13 protein-coding genes are annotated in these 19,824 nt (G+C 66.8%); 8 read left to right on the top strand and 5 right to left on the bottom strand.

What is annotated here, in order from left to right; genetic code table 11:
* The 5 genes from ABB26_RS17505 to ABB26_RS17525 form a co-directional block, all read right to left on the bottom strand.
* A complete protein-coding gene (locus tag ABB26_RS17505; protein WP_057635996.1) occupies positions 1-309 on the bottom strand; it encodes an STAS domain-containing protein in 309 nt (102 codons plus the stop codon).
* The gene (locus tag ABB26_RS17510; protein ID WP_057635997.1) at positions 299-967 is read right to left on the bottom strand and encodes an MlaC/ttg2D family ABC transporter substrate-binding protein; all 669 of its coding nucleotides are present in this window, start codon (positions 965-967) and stop codon (positions 299-301) included. The genes ABB26_RS17505 and ABB26_RS17510 overlap by 11 nt, the downstream gene beginning before the upstream one ends.
* On the bottom strand, positions 964-1,491 hold the full coding sequence (mlaD, locus tag ABB26_RS17515) for an outer membrane lipid asymmetry maintenance protein MlaD (protein WP_057635998.1): 528 nt from the start codon (positions 1,489-1,491) through the stop codon (positions 964-966). The genes ABB26_RS17510 and mlaD overlap by 4 nt, the downstream gene beginning before the upstream one ends.
* 94 nt (positions 1,492-1,585) lie before the next feature.
* Positions 1,586-2,335: an MlaE family lipid ABC transporter permease subunit gene (locus ABB26_RS17520; protein ID WP_057635999.1), complete on the bottom strand. Its 750-nt coding sequence runs from the start codon at positions 2,333-2,335 to the stop codon at positions 1,586-1,588.
* Positions 2,336-2,516: 181 nt separating this feature from the next.
* A complete protein-coding gene (locus ABB26_RS17525) occupies positions 2,517-3,314 on the bottom strand; it encodes an ABC transporter ATP-binding protein (protein ID WP_057636000.1) in 798 nt (265 codons plus the stop codon).
* A 231-nt stretch (positions 3,315-3,545) separates the two neighbouring features.
* Here ABB26_RS17525 and recC point away from each other — a divergent pair, with 231 nt between their 5' ends.
* The 8 genes from recC (at position 3,546) to ABB26_RS17565 (ending at position 19,719) form a co-directional block, all read left to right on the top strand.
* Positions 3,546-6,896, top strand: a complete 3,351-nt coding sequence (recC, locus tag ABB26_RS17530) for an exodeoxyribonuclease V subunit gamma (protein WP_057636016.1) — start codon at positions 3,546-3,548, stop codon at positions 6,894-6,896.
* Entirely contained in the window at positions 6,893-10,510 is a 3,618-nt protein-coding gene (gene recB / locus ABB26_RS17535; RefSeq protein ID WP_057636001.1) for an exodeoxyribonuclease V subunit beta, read from the top strand. The genes recC and recB overlap by 4 nt, the downstream gene beginning before the upstream one ends.
* Entirely contained in the window at positions 10,507-12,525 is a 2,019-nt protein-coding gene (recD, locus tag ABB26_RS17540) for an exodeoxyribonuclease V subunit alpha (protein WP_057636002.1), read from the top strand. The genes recB and recD overlap by 4 nt, the downstream gene beginning before the upstream one ends.
* 100 nt (positions 12,526-12,625) lie before the next feature.
* Entirely contained in the window at positions 12,626-13,180 is a 555-nt protein-coding gene (locus tag ABB26_RS17545) for a DUF3828 domain-containing protein (protein ID WP_161809072.1), read from the top strand.
* A 119-nt stretch (positions 13,181-13,299) separates the two neighbouring features.
* Complete coding sequence (gene folE / locus ABB26_RS17550) at positions 13,300-13,899, top strand: GTP cyclohydrolase I FolE (protein WP_057636004.1); 600 nt, start codon at positions 13,300-13,302, stop codon at positions 13,897-13,899.
* 22 nt (positions 13,900-13,921) lie between these two features.
* Positions 13,922-15,391, top strand: a complete 1,470-nt coding sequence (locus ABB26_RS17555; protein WP_057636005.1) for a DUF3375 domain-containing protein — start codon at positions 13,922-13,924, stop codon at positions 15,389-15,391.
* Positions 15,378-16,088 (top strand): DUF4194 domain-containing protein, encoded by a 711-nt coding sequence (locus tag ABB26_RS17560; RefSeq protein WP_057636006.1) that lies wholly within the window; start codon positions 15,378-15,380, stop codon positions 16,086-16,088. Before ABB26_RS17555 ends, ABB26_RS17560 begins: the two co-directional genes overlap by 14 nt.
* A gap of 154 nt (positions 16,089-16,242) precedes the next feature.
* Positions 16,243-19,719: an ATP-binding protein gene (locus ABB26_RS17565; protein ID WP_425477275.1), complete on the top strand. Its 3,477-nt coding sequence runs from the start codon at positions 16,243-16,245 to the stop codon at positions 19,717-19,719.
* The last annotated feature ends 105 nt before the right edge of the window (positions 19,720-19,824 follow it).

Consider the following 19,824-nt stretch of genomic DNA (forward strand, 5'->3'; position numbering starts at 1 on the left):
TCAGCTTCCTGCTGAGGATGCGTTGAAATCGAGGGTCGGTGACAGCCGGTAAGCAGCACACAGTTCCTGCAGGCCCGCAGGCGTGCCGGTGACGTTGCCGCCGCCTTGGGCCCGCAGGCGCGCGGCCAGTTCGCTCACCAGCGCCAGGCCGGCGCTGTCGATGCGCTCGACCGTCTGCAGGTCCAGCTGACGCAGCGGGCCCAGCCCACGCACCAGCTGCGGCCACAGTTCGGTCACCGCATCGCGGTCGAGCACGCCGGCAAGATGCAGCGTGTCGCCCTCGATGCGGAAAGTGACGTCACTTGCCACGGGGAGCCGGGCCTGCGGCGGCCTGCATGCTGCCGCTGCGCAGTTCGGTGGCCACCTGCTTGATCGACTTCTGTCGCAGCGGCGCATCGAACTGGTTCTTGAAGGTCTGCACGTAGGAGATGCCTTCGATCATCACGTCGAAGATCTTCCACTGGCCGTTGACGTTGCGCATCAGGTATTCGACCGGGGTCGGCTCGCTGCCTGCGCGGACCAGCTCGGTGGACACCTTGACGCCGCGGTTACCCGGCAGCGCGGTTTCCGCCTTGTAGCGGAAGCTGGGCTTGCCCTGGATGTCGAGCAGGGTGGAGCCGTAACGCGACATCAGGTTGTCGGCCATGGCGTCAGCGAACAACTTCACGTCCGCATCGGCAGCGCCACGGCCGTGTACGCCCAGCACCAGGCGGGCGGCGTAATCACGGTCGAAGGTGCGGCTCAGCTCGCTGTCGATGAAGCTGCGCAGCGCGGCCGGATTGGTGCGGAATTCGGCGCGACGGCTTTCCAGGGTGGTGAGGATGCGGCTGCTGGCATCGAGCACGGTGCGGCCGGCGGCCGAGGGCTGGGCAGCGGTGGCGGCCGGACGTGCCTGCGCCATGACCAGCGACGGCGTGGTGGCCAGCAGGGCCGAAGCGAGCACGGCGGTGAGCAGTTTCACTTTCATGGTTGCGGTTCCGTTGCGGGCGCGTCTGCGCCGGGGGTTTCGTTGCCGTTGGCACCGGCTGCATTGCCGCCGCCACTGAACATGTATTTGCCAACCAGCTGCAGCAGGTCCACCGCCGGCTGGGTGAAGGCGATTTCGTCACCGGACTTGAGCGGCTCCGGGTCACCGCCCGGCTGCAGTCCGATGTAGCTCTCGCCCAACAGGCCGCTGGTGAAGATGCCGGCCGAGGTATCGCCGGGCATGTCCTTGAACTTGCTGTCCAGGGACAGGGTGACGATGGAATCGTATTTAATCGGGTCCAGCTGAATATCAGCCACTTGGCCGATGGTCACCCCGCCGATCTTCACTGGTGCCTGCTTGCGCAGCTGGCCGATCTGGGAGAAGCGCGCGGTGAGCACGTAATCACCGCCGCCGGTACCGAAGCGCTGGTTGGTGGAAGCGACGGCCAACACCAGCAGCGAGGCCAGGGCCAGCAGCAGGAAGGCGCCGACGGAAAATTCGAGTCGTGGTCCACGAATGGCCATGTTGTTATCTCACTCCTGATCCATCTGGTGCTTCGCGGTGGGCGAAGCCGTTGTGTTTCTGTTCCCACGCGACGGGCGCGTGGCGTGGGGGTCATTACTGGAAGAGCAACGCCGACAGTACGAAGTTGAACATCAGCACCAGCAGCGATGCGTTGACCACCGCGCGGGTGGTCGCTACCGAGGTGCCTTCGATGGTCGGCTCGGCGTGGAAGCCGACATACGCGGCCACCAAAGCCGCGGTGCCGCCGAAGATCGCCGACTTGAGCAGGGCCACGGCAAAGTCGTCCCAGAAGTCGACGCTGCCGCGCAGGCCCGACCAGAACGTCCCGTTGTCCTGGCCCAACACGTGCACCGCTTCGAAATAGCCACCGGCGATGGCCAGCGAACAGAAGATGCCGGTCAGCAACGGCACGGTGAGCACCGCCGCCCAGAAGCGCGGTGCCACGGCCTTGGCGATCGGGTCGATGGCCATCAGTTCCAGCGCCTTGATCTGGTCGGTGGCACGCATCAGGCCCAGCTCGGCGGCAATCGAGCTGCCGGCGCGGCCGATGAACAGCAGCGCGGTCAGCACCGGGGCCAACTCGCGGTACAGCGACAGGCCCAGCAACGTGGACAACGCATCGGAAGCGCCGAACGTGGTCAGCGTGCGGTAGCCCTGCAGGGTCAGCACCAGGCCGACGAAGGCACCACCGACCGCGATGATCGGCAGTGAACGCGCGCCGATCTTGTAGATCTCGCGGGTCAGCTCGGCCAGGAAATCGCGGGTCGGCAGCGAACCACGCAGCACGGTCAGCGAGAACAGGCCGGCGCGGCCGAGTGAGCGGATCGAGGAGGCGAAGGGCATCAGAGAGCGACTCCTGAAGTGTTGGAGGTGCAGAAGCCGCTGTTGTCCTCCTCCCGCTTGCGGGGGGAGGTGCCCGAAGGGCGGAGGGGGGCAGCCTTGAGCGCAGAAGCGCCCTCACCCCAACCCTCTCCCGCCATGCGGGAGAGGGGGCAGGAATCACGCATTTCGTGCATCGGCACCATCACGCGTTCTCCAGCCCGTAGTTGCGCGTCGGCGCATCGAACGGGATCGGGCCGTCGGGCTCGCCGTGCAGGAACTGGCGCACCAGCGGGTCCTGGCTGGCCTGCAGCGCATCCGGGGTACCGGAGAAGACGATGCCGCCATTGGCGATCACCACCGCCTGATCACTGATCGGCAGGGTTTCATGCACGTGGTGGCTGACGATGATGCTGGTCAGGCCGAGGCTGTCGTTGAGGCGCTGGATCAGGCTCATGATCACGCCCGAGGCGATCGGGTCCAGCCCGGTCAGCGGCTCGTCGTAGATCATCAGCGGCGGATCCAGGGCCAGCGCACGTGCCAGCGCGACGCGACGCGCCATGCCGCCGGACAACTCGCGCGGCCAGGCATCGGCGGCAGCCAGCAGGCCGACCGCATGCAGCTTCATCTGCACCAGGCGGTGCAGCACCGCCTCGGGCAGGCGCGTATGCGCTCGCAGCGGCAGGGCCACGTTGTCGGCCACACTCAGATCGGTCAGCAGGCCATTGCCCTGCAGCAGCACACCGACGTTCTTGCGCATTTCCAACAGCGCGCGGTTGCCGTGCGGAATATCCTGACCAAACAGCTGCACGCTGCCGCTCACCGCACGCAGCTCGCCGGTCAACGCGGCCAGCAGCGTCGACTTGCCGCTGCCGGAAGGGCCAAGCACGGCGGTGATGCTGCCGCGTGGCACCTGCAGCGAAACGTCGCGCAGGATGGTGCGTCCGCCGCGGTCGATACGCACGTTGGACAACTGCACCAGCGGTGGCCGGGATGAGGTCATGGTGGCCTTTAACGGAAAACCAACGTTGTAGGATTGGCAGCAGCAGCTGAACATAAGCGTACTGGACCGTGCAGTATTGTCGCATCCCCTCACCGCAAGGGGATGTGGTCGGGTACACGACAGCCGAAACACACTGTCTGGCCGGTAACGAGGTCCAGTGCGCGCCGATGCCGTCTGGATAGACGCATTCATGTCTCGTCGGATGCGATGCGGCTACGGCAAGATGGTGCGATGACAGCCGTGCCCGACTTCCGCCTCTATCACTCCAATTCGCTCGACGTGCTGGCCTCGCTGCTGGCCCATGCATTGCGCGAGCCTGCGCCCGGGCAGCCGCTGCTGGCGGCCGATACGGTGCTGATCCCGCAGGTGGCGATGCGGCGTTGGCTGCAGTCCACGCTGGCGGCCGAATACGGCATTGCCGCCAACCTGGAGTTCCTCACCCCCGGTGAGTTCGTGGCGCGGGCGCTCAAGGCCAACATCAATGGCGAGCGGGATGACCTGGGCGCCATCGGCCTGCATTGGCGCTTGTATGCGGCATTGACCGACACGCAGTTGATGCGTCGCCCGGCGATGGCCGGGCTTAAGGCCTATCTGGACCGCGGTGATCCGCTGCGCCCGTGGGCGCTGGCGGCCGAGTTGGGTGGGGTGTTCGAGAAATACCAGGCGTGGCGCCGTGACTGGCTGCTGCGCTGGGAGGATGGCGCCGAGCCGGACGACCCGCAGGCGATCCTGTGGCGACATATTGCAGGTGGCCAGCAGTACCGTGCCCGCCGCATCAACGAATACCTGGCGCGCTTCGAAGGCGAACACCAGCCGCTGCCACAGGGTTTGCCAGGCCGGTTGTTTGCCTTCGCCACGCTCAATGTCTCGCCCGACGTGCTGCGGGTGATCGCCACCCAGGCGCGGGTCGGCACGCTGCACTTCTACATGCCCACGCCCACCCGCGCGTACTGGGGCGACCTGCAGACCCTGAGCGAGAAGCTGCGCAGCGGCGTTGACGATCCGTTCGGCATGGAAGCAGGCGAGAACCCGCTGCTGCAGGCCTGGGGCGCGGCCGGGCGTGATTTCATGGCGGTGCTGGGCAGCTACGAAGTGGTGCACCCGACCGGCGAAATCGCCGCCTACGTGGACCCGGAGGAGCATGCCGGCCCCGGCCTGGACCAGCACGGCCTGGGTGACAGCCTGTTGCACCGGTTGCAGGCCGACCTGTTCCATCGTCGCGCGCTGCCCTCGCCGTTGCGGCCGGCACTGCGGCTGGACGACCCCAGCATCCAGATCCACGCCTGCCACACGCGCCTGCGCGAAATGCAGGTGCTGCATGACCAACTGCGCGCGCTGCTGGAAGACCCGCGTTTCGATCCGCCGCTGCAGCCACGCGAGATCGCGGTGCTGGCGCCGGACATCGATCCCTACGTGCCTTATCTGGAATCGGTGTTCGGTGGCCGTGGTGGCAGTGACGAGCACATCCCGTGGGCGCTGGCCGACGCCAGCCCGCTGCAGGGCGAGCCGCTGGCAGAGGTCTTCGTGCAGCTGCTGGGCCTGCCGGTGTCACGGTTTGGCCTCAATGAAATCCTCGATCTGCTCGCCAGCGCGCCGTTGGCCAGCGCGGCCGGGCTGGACGCGGCCGCGTTCGAGCGTCTGCATGGCTGGTTGCAGGCGGCGGGTGTGCGCTGGGGCCTGGACGCAATGCACCGGGAGCAGCATCAAGCGCCGCTGGATGACGCCTATACCTGGCAGTTCGCACTGGATCGCCTGCTGCTCGGCCATGCCAGCGGCAGCGACGAGGACATTGGCGGCGTGGCGCCGTGGCCGGAACTGGAAGGCGGCGCCCTGGCCGCGCTGGATGCGCTGATCCGCCTGTTGCGCGTGCTGGCCAGGCACCAGAAGACGCTGGCCGACGCACTCACGCCCGCGCAATGGCGCGAGCGCCTGCTCGGTCTGCTGCTGGCGCTGCTGCCGGAAACGCCCACCGAGCCCTCCGCGCAGCGCGCGCTGGATCGCCTGCGCAAGCTCATCAACGAATTCGCCGACGAGGCTGGCAAGGCCGGCTTCGATGCCCCGGTGCCGGCCGAGGTGGTGCGTGCGCACTTCGCTTCGGTGCTGTCCGAGGCCGATACCCGTGCGCCGCTGCTGACCGGCGGCATCAGCTTCGGCCGGATGGTGCCGATGCGGCTGCTGCCGTTCCGGGTGATCTGCGTGCTGGGCTTGAATGACGGTGATTTCCCACGTCGCGACCCGGCTGCCGGCCTGAGCCGCCTCACCGCCGAACTCGGCACGCAACGCCGCCGCCACGGTGACCGCTCGCTGCGCGAGGACGACCGTTTCCTGTTCCTGCAGCTGTTCGCCTCGGCGCAGGAAGTGTTCTACCTGAGCTACCTCGGCGCCGATGCGCGCGATGGCAGCGTGCGAGAGCCCTCGGTGCTGGTCAGCGAACTGGTGGATGCGGCGTCGGCATATCACGACGAACCGGCCGCCGTACGCAAGCAACTGGTGGTGCGCCACCCGCTGCAGCCGTTCGCACCGGCGGCGTTTGGGGATGTCGCCGAGCCGCGTCGTTTCAGCTATCGCCGGCAGTGGTACCCGGCGGCGGGCGCGGTTGGCGGGGATCGCCGGCCGCTGGCACCGTGGTTCAGCGGCCCGTTGCAGGCATCGCTGCCGGAAGCCCTCAACGAAGAGCGGCTGTCGCTGGATGCACTGCGTCGCTTCCTGTCCGATCCGGCGGGCCAGTTCCTCGGCCAACGCCTGGGCCTGCGGCTGGCCGGTGATATCGACAGCAGTGACGACATCGAGCCGTTGGTGCTGCCCGGCGGGGGCCGTGAGCACTCGGCCCTGCAGCAGCATGTGCTGAGCGCGCTGCTGGAAGGCCGCGAGCAGGGCCTTTACGAACGGCTGCGCGCACGCGCGCTGCTGCCTTCCGGTGCGTTGGGCCGGCAGCAGTTCACGCGGCTGCTGGAGCGTGTCCGGCCCTGCGCCGAAGCGTATCTGCAGTGGGATGACGGGCAGTCACTGCAATCAGAACTGTACGAAGTTCAGCTCGATGGAATCCGCCTGCACGGGCGTGTCGATCAAATTCATCCACAGGGGCTGGTACGCCTGCACGCTGGTCCCGCAGGGGTGGCTTATGCGGTGCGCGGAGGGCTGGATTGGCTGCTGGTCAATGCCGCCGGTGCCGCATTGCCGCTGTTGCAGTTCCATGACGGCGGGCAGGCCGGGCATGGCCCACACACACTGCCGGCATTGCCGCAGGAACGGGCGAAAACTGCCTTGAAAGCATTGCTGCATCTACGTTCGGAAGGATTCCAGAAGCCGCTTCTGTTTGCGCCTTACACCGGCTGGGACATCTACAACAGTGATGCCGATGGCCGCGAAAAAGCCGCGCACGCGCGCTGGTACGGCGGCGATTACAGCTGGGGCGAGCGCAACGGCGAAGCGCTGCAATTGGCCTTGCGCGGGCTCGATCCGTTCGCCAGTGAAAACACTGCACACAGGTTTATCCACAACAGCCTGTTGATATTTTCAGCGCTGCGCGAGGGAAAAGTGCCGGTCGAATCCGATGGCCATGATGGCGGGGACGCGGCATGAACCACGCTTCGCACGATCCTTATCTGGACCTTCCGCTGGATGGCCTGCGGCTGATCGAAGCCAGTGCCGGTACCGGCAAGACCTTCACCCTGGCGACCTTGTTCACCCGCTTGGTGGTGGAGCAGGGGCTGCGCATGGGCCAGATCCTGGCGGTGACCTTCACCGACGCCGCTACCCAGGAGCTGCGCAAGCGCATCCGCGAGCGGCTGGATCTGGCGGCGCGACTGGTGGGCGTGGAAGCGGACGCTACCGACAGCCCGGAAACCGCACTTACCCACAGCATCCTGCAGCGCCACCTGCAGCAGGGCGGTGAAACCGAGGTCCAGTTGGGCCGGCGGCTGCGTGTGGCGGCCGAGGAAACCGACCTTGCCGCGATCTTCACCATCCACGGCTTCTGCACCCGGGTGCTGGGCGAATACGCACTGGAAAGCGGGCATACCTTCGCCGCGCCCGAGCTGCTGGCCAACACCCGCGAACTGCATGCCGAGCTGGCCGCGGACCTGTGGCGGCTGCATGCCGGGCAGGGTGGCAATCTCGAGGCGCTGCTGGGCCTGTGGAAAAGTCCCGATGCGCTGGCCAGGGATCTGCCGGCATTGACCGCCGAGCTGCCGTTGCTGCCGCAACCGCCAGTCACCTTGATCGAAGACCCCCGTCCGTTCCGTGACGCCGCTGCAAAACGTCTTGCTGCCGGCATTGCCGAACATGGTGAGGGCTATCTGCAGCAGCTGCGGGGTGCGCTGGAAGCGGGCGTGCTCAACAAGTCCAGCTACAAGAGCGAATGGATCGAAACGCTGTTCCAGCAACTGCTGCAGTGGAGCCGCCATCCCGATCCGACTGCCGAACTGGACGAACGGCTGGAGCGGCTCACGCTGGAGGCGCTCACCGCCAAGACCAACAAGGGCAAGACCACGCCGCAGTCACCGTTGCAGCCGCTGATCGCTGATTTCATGCAGGCCTGCGTGCAGGTGATGCTGTGGCAACGGCAGCAATCCATCCTGCTGTTGCACCAACTGCGTGGCGAAGTGCGGCAGCGCCTGGCCCAGCTCAAGCAGCAGCGCCGCGTGCAGACCTACGACGACCTGATCGACAACGTCGCCAACGCCCTGCAGGGCGAACACGGCGCGCTGCTGGCCGAGCGCCTGCGCGCGCAGTACCGCTTCGCGCTGGTGGACGAATTCCAGGACACCGACCCGCGCCAGTGGGACATCTTCCGCCGCGTGTTCGCAGCCGATGGTGGCGACGATGCCGCGCTGTTCCTGATCGGCGACCCCAAGCAGGCCATTTATGGCTTCCGTGGCGGCGACGTGCACACCTACCTGCAGGCCAAGGCCCTGGCCGAGGCGGCACCGCCGCTGGACCGCAACTTCCGTTCGCGCCCGGGCGTGCTGCGTGCCCTGCAGGCGTTGTACGACAACGCCGGCAGCAGCGCCTTCCTCGACGAACGCATCCGGTTCGAACCGGTGCTGCCGGGCAGCAAGCGTGGTGATGACGACTATCTGCTCGATGGCGCCGTCGCGCCCGCACTGACCGTGTGCCTGATTCAAGGCGATGCCGACGGCAGGCCGTTGAAGGCCGACGCATCGCGCGATGCGGCCACGCTGGCCTGCGTCACGGATATCCACAGGGTGCTGCTGGCATCGCGCGAAGGTCATGCGCGGGTCGATGGCAAGCCGGTGCAGCCCGGTGACATCGCGGTGCTGGTGCGTTCGCACAAGGAAGCGGCGCGCATCCAGCAGACCCTGGCTGCGGTTGGCATTCCGGCGGTGGCGGCGGGCAAGCAGAGCCTGTTCGCCAGCAGCGAGGCGCATGACGTGCGGTTGTTGTTGCTGGCATTGCTGCAACCGGCCGATGAAGGCCGCCTGCGTGCGGCGCTGTCCACGGTGTTGTTGGGCGAAAGCGCGGCGGCCATCGCGGCGATGGAACACGAAGGCGATCGCCAGCGCGCGCATCAGGAGCGTCTGCTGCAGTGGCGCGAGCGCTGGCAGCGCGGCGGCGTGTTCGCGCTGTTGTCGGACCTGTGCGCCGAACAGGCCGAGCGCCTGCTGGCGCTGGTCGATGGCGAGCGCCGCCTGACCAACTACCTGCAGCTGGCCGAACAACTGCAGGAGGCCAGCAACCGCAGCATCGGCCTGCATGGGCTGCTGGATTGGCTGCAGACCCAGATCGCCCACGCCGATGAAGGCGACGAAGCGCAGCTGCTGCGGCTGGAATCGGACGCGCGTCGGGTGCAGATCATCACCCTGCACAAGAGCAAGGGGCTGGAGTATCCGCTGGTGTACCTGCCGTTTGTCGGCATTGCCACCAACGCGCCGGATGCTTCCAACCACCGCACCGTGCATGACGGCGAGCAGCGCGTGCTGCATTGGAAGATCGACAAGGACGACGCGGACTGGAAGGCCATCGGCCAGCAGGTCAACGCCGAGGACGAGGCCGAAACCGCACGCCTGCTCTACGTCGGCCTGACCCGTGCCGAGCATGCGCTGTGGATAAGTGGCGGTGCACTGACCGGGCTCGCGTCGTCACGACTCGGGCCGATGCTGCGCGATCTGGATGCGCTGGCCGCGCATGCAGATATCCACATCGTTGACGGCGGCCCGGAAGCGCTGCCGCCGCGCCTGCCCGCCGAACGCGAGCAGGCATTGCCGGCCGTGCGTGCGGTGCGCCGCGTGGTGCCGCACGACTGGTGGGTGTACAGCTTCACCCAGCTGGCACATGCCGAAGGCGGGCACGACACCTCGGCGGCAGCCACCGAGGACAGCGGCGGTGCGGCCGATGAACCGGTGCAGGTGGACGTGGAAGCCGAACCGGCAGCGGACGTGCAGCCGGAGGTGTTCGATCCACGCTTTGCCGGCAGCCGCTTCGGCAATGTGCTGCATGCCGCGCTGGAGAACGTCGACTTCGGCGTGTGGCGCGATTGGCACGCCGGTGACGCCGCGCCCGAAGGGCAGGCCGAGATCATCGCCAGGACACTGCGCAGCGATGGCTATGTGGAAGAAGACATCGACGACGGCGTGATGCTGCTCACCGGCCTGATCGGCCAGACCCTCACCGTCACCCTGCCCGAAGGCGGCGCCCTGCATTCGCTGGACGCAGGTGAGCGCCGCGCGGAAATCGAATTCCATTTCGCCATGCAGCCGACCACGGTGCCGGCGCTGCTGCGGGTGCTGCACGCACATGGCGTGGTGCGCGGGCGCCACGGTTTCGGCCTGCGTCGTCAGCTGGAAGGGCTGATGACCGGCAAGATCGACCTTACCTACGTCCGCGACGGCCGCTGGTACGTGCTCGATTACAAATCCAACCGACTACCGGACTACGCGCCCGCTCAGTTGGAAGCGGCCATGCGCCACAGCGAATACGACCTGCAGGCGCTGATCTACACCGTGGCGCTGCACCGCTGGCTGCGCTTCCGCATCGGCGCCGGTTACGACTACGCGCGTGATTTCGGCGGCATCCGCTATCTGTTCTGCCGTGGCCTGGATGCCAGCCGGCCGGTGTCACCGGGCCTGTACGCGCACAGCTTCGCGCCGGAGCTGGTGCATGCGGTGGATGAACTATTTGCGGGCGGCCAGCAAGGCCATGCGGCCCTGTTGGCGCGTCTGGAGGGCAGGGCATGAGCCTGTTGGCTGCATTGAACAAGGCCGGTGCGCTGCGCGCGCTGGACCACGCATTCGCGCAGAGCCTGCGTCGGCTGGATGTGGCGACACCGGATGAGGTGCTGACCGCAGCTGCATTGGCCTCGTTGGCGGTATCGCAAGGGCATGCGGGCTTTGATCCGGCCCAACCGCAGCGACTGGTGGATGCAGGGCTGACCTGGCCGATACCAGAGGAATGGAAGGCACAGTTGGCCGCGTCGCGCTGGATATCCACGGCTGTGGATAACACGGTGGAATCGGAGCAGTCGCCGCTGGTCTGGGAGAACGGGCTGCTGTATCTGCGCCGCTACCGCGAGTACGAGCGTCGCCTGGCACTGGGCCTGCAGCGGATTGGGCAGGCGTCGGTTGAGGACGGTGATGTTGCCGGCTTGGCGGGGGTGTTTGCGCGCTTGTTTCCGGGGCAGGGGGCGTCCGTCGTCCAGCAGGCCGATCTGTTCGACGCACCCTCACCCCAGCCCTCTCCCGAGAGGGGAGGGGGCAGCCGCCGTGCAGCCAACCTCGATTCCTTCCTTGTCCCCCCGGGAGAAGGTGCCCGCAGGGCGGGTGAGGGTCGGGCGCTGGACCACCAGGCCCACGCCGCCGCCGTCGCCCTGCGCCACAACCTGCTGCTGGTCACCGGCGGCCCCGGCACCGGCAAAACCACCACCATCACCCGTCTGCTGGTGCTGCTCGCCGCGCAGGCCCAGGCCGAAGGCAGACCCGCGCCGCGCGTCGCCCTGGCCGCACCCACCGGTCGCGCCGCCGAGCGCATGGCCGAAAGTCTGCGCAACGCCGTGCAGCAACTGCCCGCCACCGGCATCGATGCCGCCTTGTGCGAACAGCTGCCGAGTACCGGCACCACGCTGCATCGCCTGTTGGGTGTGATTCCGGACTCGCCGCGTTTCCGTCATCACGCCGACAATCCGCTGCCCTACGACGTGGTGGTGGTGGACGAAGCCTCGATGATCGACCTGCCGCTGATGACCAAGCTGGTCGAAGCCATCGCCGAGGGTACTCGTCTGGTGCTGCTGGGTGATCCGGACCAGCTGCCGTCGGTGGAAGCCGGCGACGTGCTCAGCGCCATCCTGCGTGCCGCCGGTGACGGCCAACGCATTGCGGTCGACGATGCGCGCGTGCTGCAACCGCTGCTGGGCGCGCTGCCTGCTGCCGCCATCCAAACGCAGCCCAACCCGTTCGCCGGCGCCCGCGTGCAGCTGCAGCGCGGCTATCGCCAAAGCGAAGCCCTGCAACTGGCCCCGCTGGCCAATGCGATGCGCCAAGGGGATGCCGCCGAAACGCTGGCACTGCTACGCGAAGGCAATCTGTCCGGCGTGCAGTTCCATGAGGATGAAGTCGACCCGCTGCAGGCATGGCGCGAGCCGCTGCAGCAGTACTGGGAAGCACTGGCCACTGCGGCCAGCCCGGCAGAGGCCCTGGCCCTGGCGGGTCGTACCCGTCTGCTTACCGCCGTACGCGAAGGCCCGCAGGGTGCACGCGGGCTCAATGCCCGCATCGAAGAACTGCTCGCTGGCACCACACGGCGTGGCACCGGGCCGGGTTACTTCCACGGTCGGCTGCTGATCATCACCGAGAACAGCTATCGCCATCGCCTGTTCAACGGTGACATCGGCATCTGCCTGCGAAGCGAAGCGAGTCCCTTTTCGGGGAGTGAGGGTGGCAGTCGCGGTACCACCGCCTGGTTCCCCGGCGACGAACCAACCACCCCGCGCGCCTTCCATCCAGCCGCTTTGCCCGCGCACGAAAGCGCATTCGCCATGACCGTGCATAAAGCCCAGGGCTCGGAGTTCGACCAGGTGTGGCTGCAGTTGCCACGTCGCGACAACCGCGTGCTCAGTCGTGAGCTGCTGTACACCGGCATCACCCGCGCCCGCCACGGGCTGCATATCGCCGGTAGTGCCGAGGTCATTGGAGCGGCGCTGGCACGGCATGCCAGCCGCTGGTCGGGGTTGGCGCAACGGCTGTTGGTTGAGCGCTGAAGCGCACCCCTCCCGCCGGCAGAAGAAGGCCCTCAGGTTCCCTTCGTTCCGAACCCGGTCTACAAATGACAAACCGAACACCCTCACGGAAAGGAAGCGTATGAAAACCACAGGGATGATGATCCTGGTCTTGGCCCTTGCCGGCTGCCATCAGGAGCCTGCTGCCAGTTCCCCGACCGTTGCCTCGGCTTCCATGGCGGGCACCGCCGGCGCCGACGACATCACCTCGGCACGCGCCTTCCTCACCCACCTCTACGCCGGCTATCACCCCGACGCGGGGCTGGACGCGATCCTGCCCGACGAGGAGGTCTACGCACCGGCCCTGTTGGCGGCCCTGCAGGCCAACCGTGAGGCGTACAACGGCGAAGTCGGCTATCTCGATGGCGACCCGCTCTGCGACTGCCAGGACATCGCGCAGGACCTGCGCACCCTGGATGTCACTATCGATCCGCTGGTGGATGGCCGGCTGCGCGCCAGCCTGGCTTCGCCAGACCCACAGCATCCGCTGGACCTGCGCCTGACCCTGCAGCGCGACGGCGCCAGCTGGCGGGTCGCCGATATCGCCACGCTCACCGAACCCAGCCTGTTGCAGGCCCTGGAGCGTGACACCCGGACGGCCCTGCAGGAGTCCCCGGTGGCTGGGGAAACTCCTTGAAAAACATGAGGATGGGGTTCGATGGGAGCCGGCGCGACTTCCATGAATGCCGCTCTCCATGCCCCTGTACGCACCCGGCTGGTAGCATGTTCACCCCGTAATCCAAGCGCAGTTCTGTAATGGCCGATTCCAAGAACCCGTCCGTCACCCAAGCCCAGGCCGAAGACGCCGTGCGCACCCTGCTGCGCTGGGCCGGTGAAGATCCCACCCGCGAAGGCCTGCTCGACACCCCGCGCCGGGTAGCCGAGGCCTATGGCGATTGGTTCAAGGGCTATAACGACGACCCGCGCGAGTACCTGGCCCGCACCTTCGAGGAAGTGGCCGGCTACGACGAAATGATCGTGCTGCGCGACATCGAGTATGAAAGCCATTGCGAGCACCACATGGCGCCGATCATCGGCCGTGTGCATGTCGGCTATATCCCCAATGGCCGCGTGGTTGGCATCTCCAAGCTGGCCCGTGTGGTCGAAGCCTATGCACGTCGCTTCCAGGTGCAGGAAAAGATGACCGCGCAGATCGCCGATGTCATCCAGGACGTGCTGCAGCCACTGGGCGTTGGCATCGTGGTGGAAGGCGCGCACGAGTGCATGACCACCCGCGGCATCCACAAGCGTGGCGTCAGCATGGTCACTTCGCGCATGCGCGGCACCTTCCATGACGACGCACGCACTCGCGCCGAGTTCCTGCGTTTCATCGAAGTCGGCCAAGCCCGCCGTTAATCCAAGGAACTGCGCGCGCTCGATGAAGTACCCCCAACGCATTGCCGGCTATCAGCGCCTGCGCGAGCAGCCGCTGTGGAAGCTGCTGGCCTCCGATCGCGCGCCCGTCCTTATCGGCCTGTTGCAGGGCCTGTTGCTGGAGGCGGACCGGCGTGTGCCGGGCTCCATCCTGGCCGAACGCCTGCAGCAGCAGCTGGACGCGCTCAACGCCGAAGAGCTGGACGTGGAGCTGCCGCGTACCGCGCAGGCCTACATCGCCTACTGGCTGGCCCAGGGCTGGTTGGAGCGGCGTCTGCCGGAAGGCGCCAGCGAAGAGGAGTACGAGCTGTCGCGGCAGGCGGTGCAGGCCATCCGCTTCATTGCCGGTGTCGAGCACAACGCAAGCCTGGCCACTGAAAGCCGGCTGGCCATGGTCATGCACCAGCTTTCGCAGCTGGCGCAGCAGACCGAGGCCGATCCCGAAGCGCGTCTGGCAGCATTGCGCGCCGAACGCGAGCGCATCGACGCCGAGATCGCCCAGGCCGCCAGCGGCAAGGTGGCCACGCTCGACGGCAAGCGCGCGCTGGAACGCACCCGCGATGTGATCCGCCTGGCCGACGATCTGGCCGAAGACTTCCGCCGCGTGCGTGACGACTTCGAACAGCTCAACCGCCGCTTCCGCGAACGCATCATCGACGACGAAGGCGCGCGCGGTGACGTGCTCGACCGCCTGTTCAACGGCGTCGATGTGATTGGCGAATCCGACGCCGGCCGCAGTTTCCAGGGCTTCTGGGACCTGCTCAACGATCCGCAGCGCAGTGCCGAACTCGATGCCGCGCTGGACACCGTGCTCAACCGCGGCTTCACCCGCAAGCTGGACCGCAACGAGCGCAACTTCCTGCGCAACTTCACCAGCACGCTGCTCGAACGCGGCGGCCAGGTGCATGAAGTGATGCAGCATTTCGCACGCAGCCTGCGCGGTTTCGTGCAAAGCCGTGGCTACCTGGAACAGCGCCGCCTCAACCAGTTGCTCAAGCAGGCCCAGGGCCAGGCATTGCTGCTGCGCGATGAGGTGCGGCCCACGGCGGCCACCGGCTTCGTGCTGCCGCTGTCCTCGGCGCGGGTGCGTTCCATCGGCCAATGGCGTCTGCACGACCCGCGCAGCCATCAGGTGGAAACCTCCATCTTCATGGCCGAGGCGGCCGAGATTTCGCTCGACAGTGTCGGCGACCTGGTCGCGCAGTCGGAAATCGACGTGCGCACGCTCAAGGACAACCTGTTCATGCTGCTCGGCACGCGCCCGCAGCTGTCCATCGCGCAGGTACTGCGCGAGCGGCCAGCGCGGCAGGGCCTGGGCAGCGTGATCGGCTATCTCTCCATCGGCACCCGCCACGGCATGGTGGTGCGCGATCAATTGGAAACCGTGGAATGGACCGGCGGTGACGGCAACGTGCGTCGTGCACGCGTGCCGCTGGTGTGGTTCCTCAAGGAAAGACGCGATGAACTGGTCTGAGACCGAACTGGAAACCGAAACCGAAGCCAACGCGGCGCCGGTCGCAACGCCGCCGGCAACCAAGGCCAACGGCGCCTTGTTCCTGGGCGACACCGGTACCCTGCCGGCCGAAGCACGGCGCGCGCTGTGCCAGTTGCTGGCCGGCCCCAGCGTCGATGCGCAGCGCCAGCCCACGCAATGGGCGGCCCTGTTGCGGCATGAAGATGCCGTGCGCAGCCTGCTGAGCGAGCTGTTCCTGGAACTGGTACTGGACCGCGACGGCGGCATCGCCTTCACCCGCCAGGCCGATACCGCCGAGGTGGATTCGCCCACGCTGCTACGCAGCGCGCCGCTGACCTTCATCGAGTCGGTGTTGTTGCTGTTCCTGCGCCAGCAGCTGGCCGAGGCCGATACCCGCGGTGAACGCGCGGTGGTGGAAGAGTTGCAGCTGGTCGAAGCGATGAGTATCTACCAGAAGAACGTCTCCACCGACCAGGCCGGTTACGGCAAGCGCGTGAGCGCGGCCATCGCCAAGATGCGCGAGAACCAATTGCTGTCCAAGCTGCGTGGCAGCGAAGACCGCTATGAAATCTCGCCGGCATTGAAGCTGCTGTTCTCCGCCGAAGACGTGCAGGTGCTGGCCGATGCGTATCGCCAGCTGCGCGACGGTGGTGCTGTTGAAGCCATTGAAGCCGTCAGCGACGACGCCGACGAATGACGCGCCCGCGCGTCGCCCCAAATTTGTTTGCCACCGTCGCGCCCTGCGCGGCGGTTGAAGGATGAGCCGCATGGAAACGACCACCCAAACCCTGCTCCCGGCTGCCGCGTTGTTCAACGACCCGGCCAGCGATGCCCGCGCAAACCAGTTCCGCATGCGCCGCCTGCAGGTGCTCAACTGGGGGACGTTCTCCGGCCTGACCGAAGTGCCGATCGCCGAGCGTGGCTTCCTGTTCGTGGGTCGCTCCGGCTCGGGCAAGTCCACCCTGCTCGACGGCATGAGCGCGCTGCTGACGCCGCCGAGCATCGTCGACTTCAACGCCGCCGCGCGCGAAGCCGAGCGCTCCGGCCGCGACCGTTCGCTGGTCTCGTACGTGCGTGGTGCGTGGGCCGACCAGCAGGACAGCGAGTCCGGCGAAATCGCCACCCAGTACCTGCGCAAGGGCGCCACCTGGACCGCATTGGCGCTGGAATACCACAACGCCCGCGGCGACGCGGTGTCCATCGTGCGCATGTTCTGGGTCAACGGTTCCGGCACCTCGGCCAATGACGTGCGCAAGCACTACATGGTGGTGCCGCGTCGCTTCGACCTGACCGAGCTGGAAGGCTTCGATCTGGATCTGCGCAAGCTGCGTCTGCGTCTGAGCGAGGACGTTGCGCATTTCGACAGCTTCGCCGGTTACGCCGAGCGCTTCCGTCACCTGCTCGGCATCGGCAACGACATGGCGCTGCGCCTGCTGCACAAAACGCAGTCGGCCAAGAACCTGGGTGACCTCAACGCCTTCCTGCGTGGCTTCATGCTGGAAGAGCCGCGCACGTTTGAAGCGGCTGATCGTCTGGTCGAGGACTTCTCCGAACTCGATGGCGCCCACCACGCCGTGGTCACCGCACGCCGTCAGGTGGAAACGCTGACCCCGGCGCGCGAGTTCCATCACGATCTGACCGAGCTGCGCAAGGGCGTGGCCAACCTGCGCGACCTGCAGATCGGCATCGACGGCTACCGCGAGGAAACGCGGCTGGAGCTGGTCAACGAGCGCATGCGCGAAGTGGACGTGATCGACCGTGGCCTGATGGGTGAGGAGGGCCAACGCCGTCAGGCGCTGGACAACCACGAACAGAAGCTGGTCGAACTGGAACGCCTGCAGCGCGAGCAGGGCGGTGAGCGTATCGAGGAGCTGGAGCGCGAACGCACCCGCGTCGAACGTGAAGTCGAAGAGCGTGCGCGCCGCCGCAAACAGCTGGAAAGCGCCTGTCGTCAGTTGGGCATGGCGCTGGCCGATACCGCCTCCGCGTTCTCCGAGCAGGTGGAACAGGCACGCTCGCTGATCGATGGCAGCCGCGATGGCGCCGGCACCGTGGACGACGCCATCGCCGAGCGCATGGCCGAGCGTCGCGAAGACGAAAAGCGTTTCGCCGCATTGCGCGTGGAACTGGAATCGTTGAAGTCCACGCCCAGCTCCATCCCGGCGCCGCTGCAGCAGATGCGCGCCCGCCTGTGCGACGACACCGGTCTGCCGGAATCGGTGCTGCCGTTCGTCGGTGAACTGGTCCAGGTGCGCGAGGACCAGATCGGTTGGCGCGGTGCCATCGAGCGCGTGCTGCACGGTTTCGCGCAGTCGCTGCTGGTGGATGAAAAGCACCACAGCCAGGTTGCCGAATGGGCCAACCGCACGCACCTTGGCACCAAGCTGGTGTACTTCCGTGTGCGCGACAACGAGCTGCTGCATGCGCGCGAGCCGGAAAAGCGCTCGTTGATCCACAAACTGCAGCTGCGTGACCACGCCTTCGGTGATTGGGTCTACAACGAACTGCTGCGTCGCTTCGACTACACCTGTGTGGACAACGCCGGCCAGCTGCGCAGCGAAGACCGCGCGTTGACCCGCGAAGGCCAGATCAAACACCCCGGCGATCGCTACGAGAAGGATGACCGCCACGCGGTCAACGACCGCAAGCGTTGGATGCTGGGCCACGACAACCGCGACAAGCGTCGCGTGTTCGAGCGCGAAGGGCAGGAGCTGGCGCAGCGCATCGCGCGCAGCGAAGCCGACGTCGCCATGCTGCGCAAGCAGCGCGAAAGCGGCCAGGAGAAGCAGCTGGCCGCGCGCGTGCTGGTGGAGCGCGACTGGGACGAAATCGATCTTGGCCCGCGTCTGCAGCGCCTGACCGATATCGACGAGCAGCTCACTGACCTGCGTGAAGGCGACAACGCGCTGGCGCGTGTCGGCCAGCAGATTGAATTGACGCGCGGCCTGCGCGACCAGGCCAAGCGCACTTACGAGGACGTACGCCTGGAGCGCGCACAGCTGTCGCGCGAGCGTGTGCGCCTGGAGCAGCAACGTGACAACGGTGCTGCCCGTGTCGCCAGCACACCGCTGACCGAGGCGCAGCGCGAGGGTCTTGGTGAGCGCCTGCAGGTATTGCCGGGCTTCAACCTGGACACGCTGGAAAGTCATTTCCGTGTGATCGAACGGGGTCTGGGCGAAGAGCTGGGGCAAAGCCAGAGCCGCGATGCCAAGCTCACCCAGCACCTGCTCGATTGCTTCCGCAAATACTGCCAGCAATGGCCGGAGGACTCCGGCGATTTCACCGTGTCGCTGAGCAGTGCCGACGATTTCCTTGCGCGTCTGCAGCGCCTGGAAAGTGATGGACTGCCGCGTCACGAAGGCCGTTTCTTCGACCTGCTGCAGACGCAGAGCAAGAACAACCTGCTGGCCCTGCAGCGCCACACCGCTGAAGCGCACAAGGCGATCAAGCAGCGCATGGACGAGGTCAACGCCTCGCTGGAGCAGGTGGCGTTCAACCGCGGCACCGTGCTGGCCATCGACGTGACGGACCGGCGCCTGCCGGAAGTACAGGATTTCCAGCTGCAGCTGCGTGCGGTGCTGACCCATCAGCAGACCGAAGACCGTTCGCTGGCCGAGACCCAGTTCAACGTGTTGCGCGACCTGGTGCGGCGCCTGGGTGCACAGGAGCCGGAGCTGCGCCGCTGGCGCGAGCAGGTGCTGGACGTGCGTCTGCATGTGGAGTTCATCGGCGTCGAGCTGGATGGCGAAACCCGCGAGCAGGTCGAGATCTACCGCAGCGGCGCGGGCAAGTCCGGTGGTCAGCGGCAGAAGCTGGCGACCACCTGCCTCGCCGCCGCACTGCGCTACCAGTTGGGTGGCGAAGACGGTGAGCTGCCGCGCTACGCGGCCGTGGTGCTGGACGAAGCCTTCGACAAGGCCGACAACGAGTTCACCGCGCTGGCGATGAACATCTTCGAGAACTTCGGTTTCCAGATGGTGGTGGCCACCCCGTTGAAGTCGGTGATGACGCTGGAGCCGTTCATCGGTGGTGCCTGCTTCGTCGAGATCAGCGGTCGCCACGATTCGGGCGTGCTGTTGATCGAGTACGACGACGAAGCCAACCGCCTGAAGCTGCCGGCCCGTGCACGCGGTGCGGCTGCGCGCGCGCAGGATGATGCCGAGCAGGCGGCAAAGCAGGAGCCGCAGGTGGAAGCCATCGCACCGGAAGCCGAAGCGATCATCGAGGCGGCTGAGGCGGCAGTGGTTGACGCCGAAGTGATCGAGGCGCCGGTAAAGAAGGCACCGAAGAAGGCTGCTGCGAAGAAGCGTGCTGCTACCGAGAAGTGATTTCAAAGCGCTGCTTGCTTGAATGCCCCTCTCCCCTTGTGGGGTGAGAGGGGCCGCTTACGAGACACCGGTCGCTGCCCATCGAATGCCCCGGCGCAAGGGCCA

Origin of the sequence: Stenotrophomonas humi, from assembly GCF_001431415.1 — a bacterium.
In the GTDB taxonomy this organism is placed as follows: Bacteria; Pseudomonadota; Gammaproteobacteria; order Xanthomonadales; family Xanthomonadaceae; genus Stenotrophomonas; species Stenotrophomonas humi.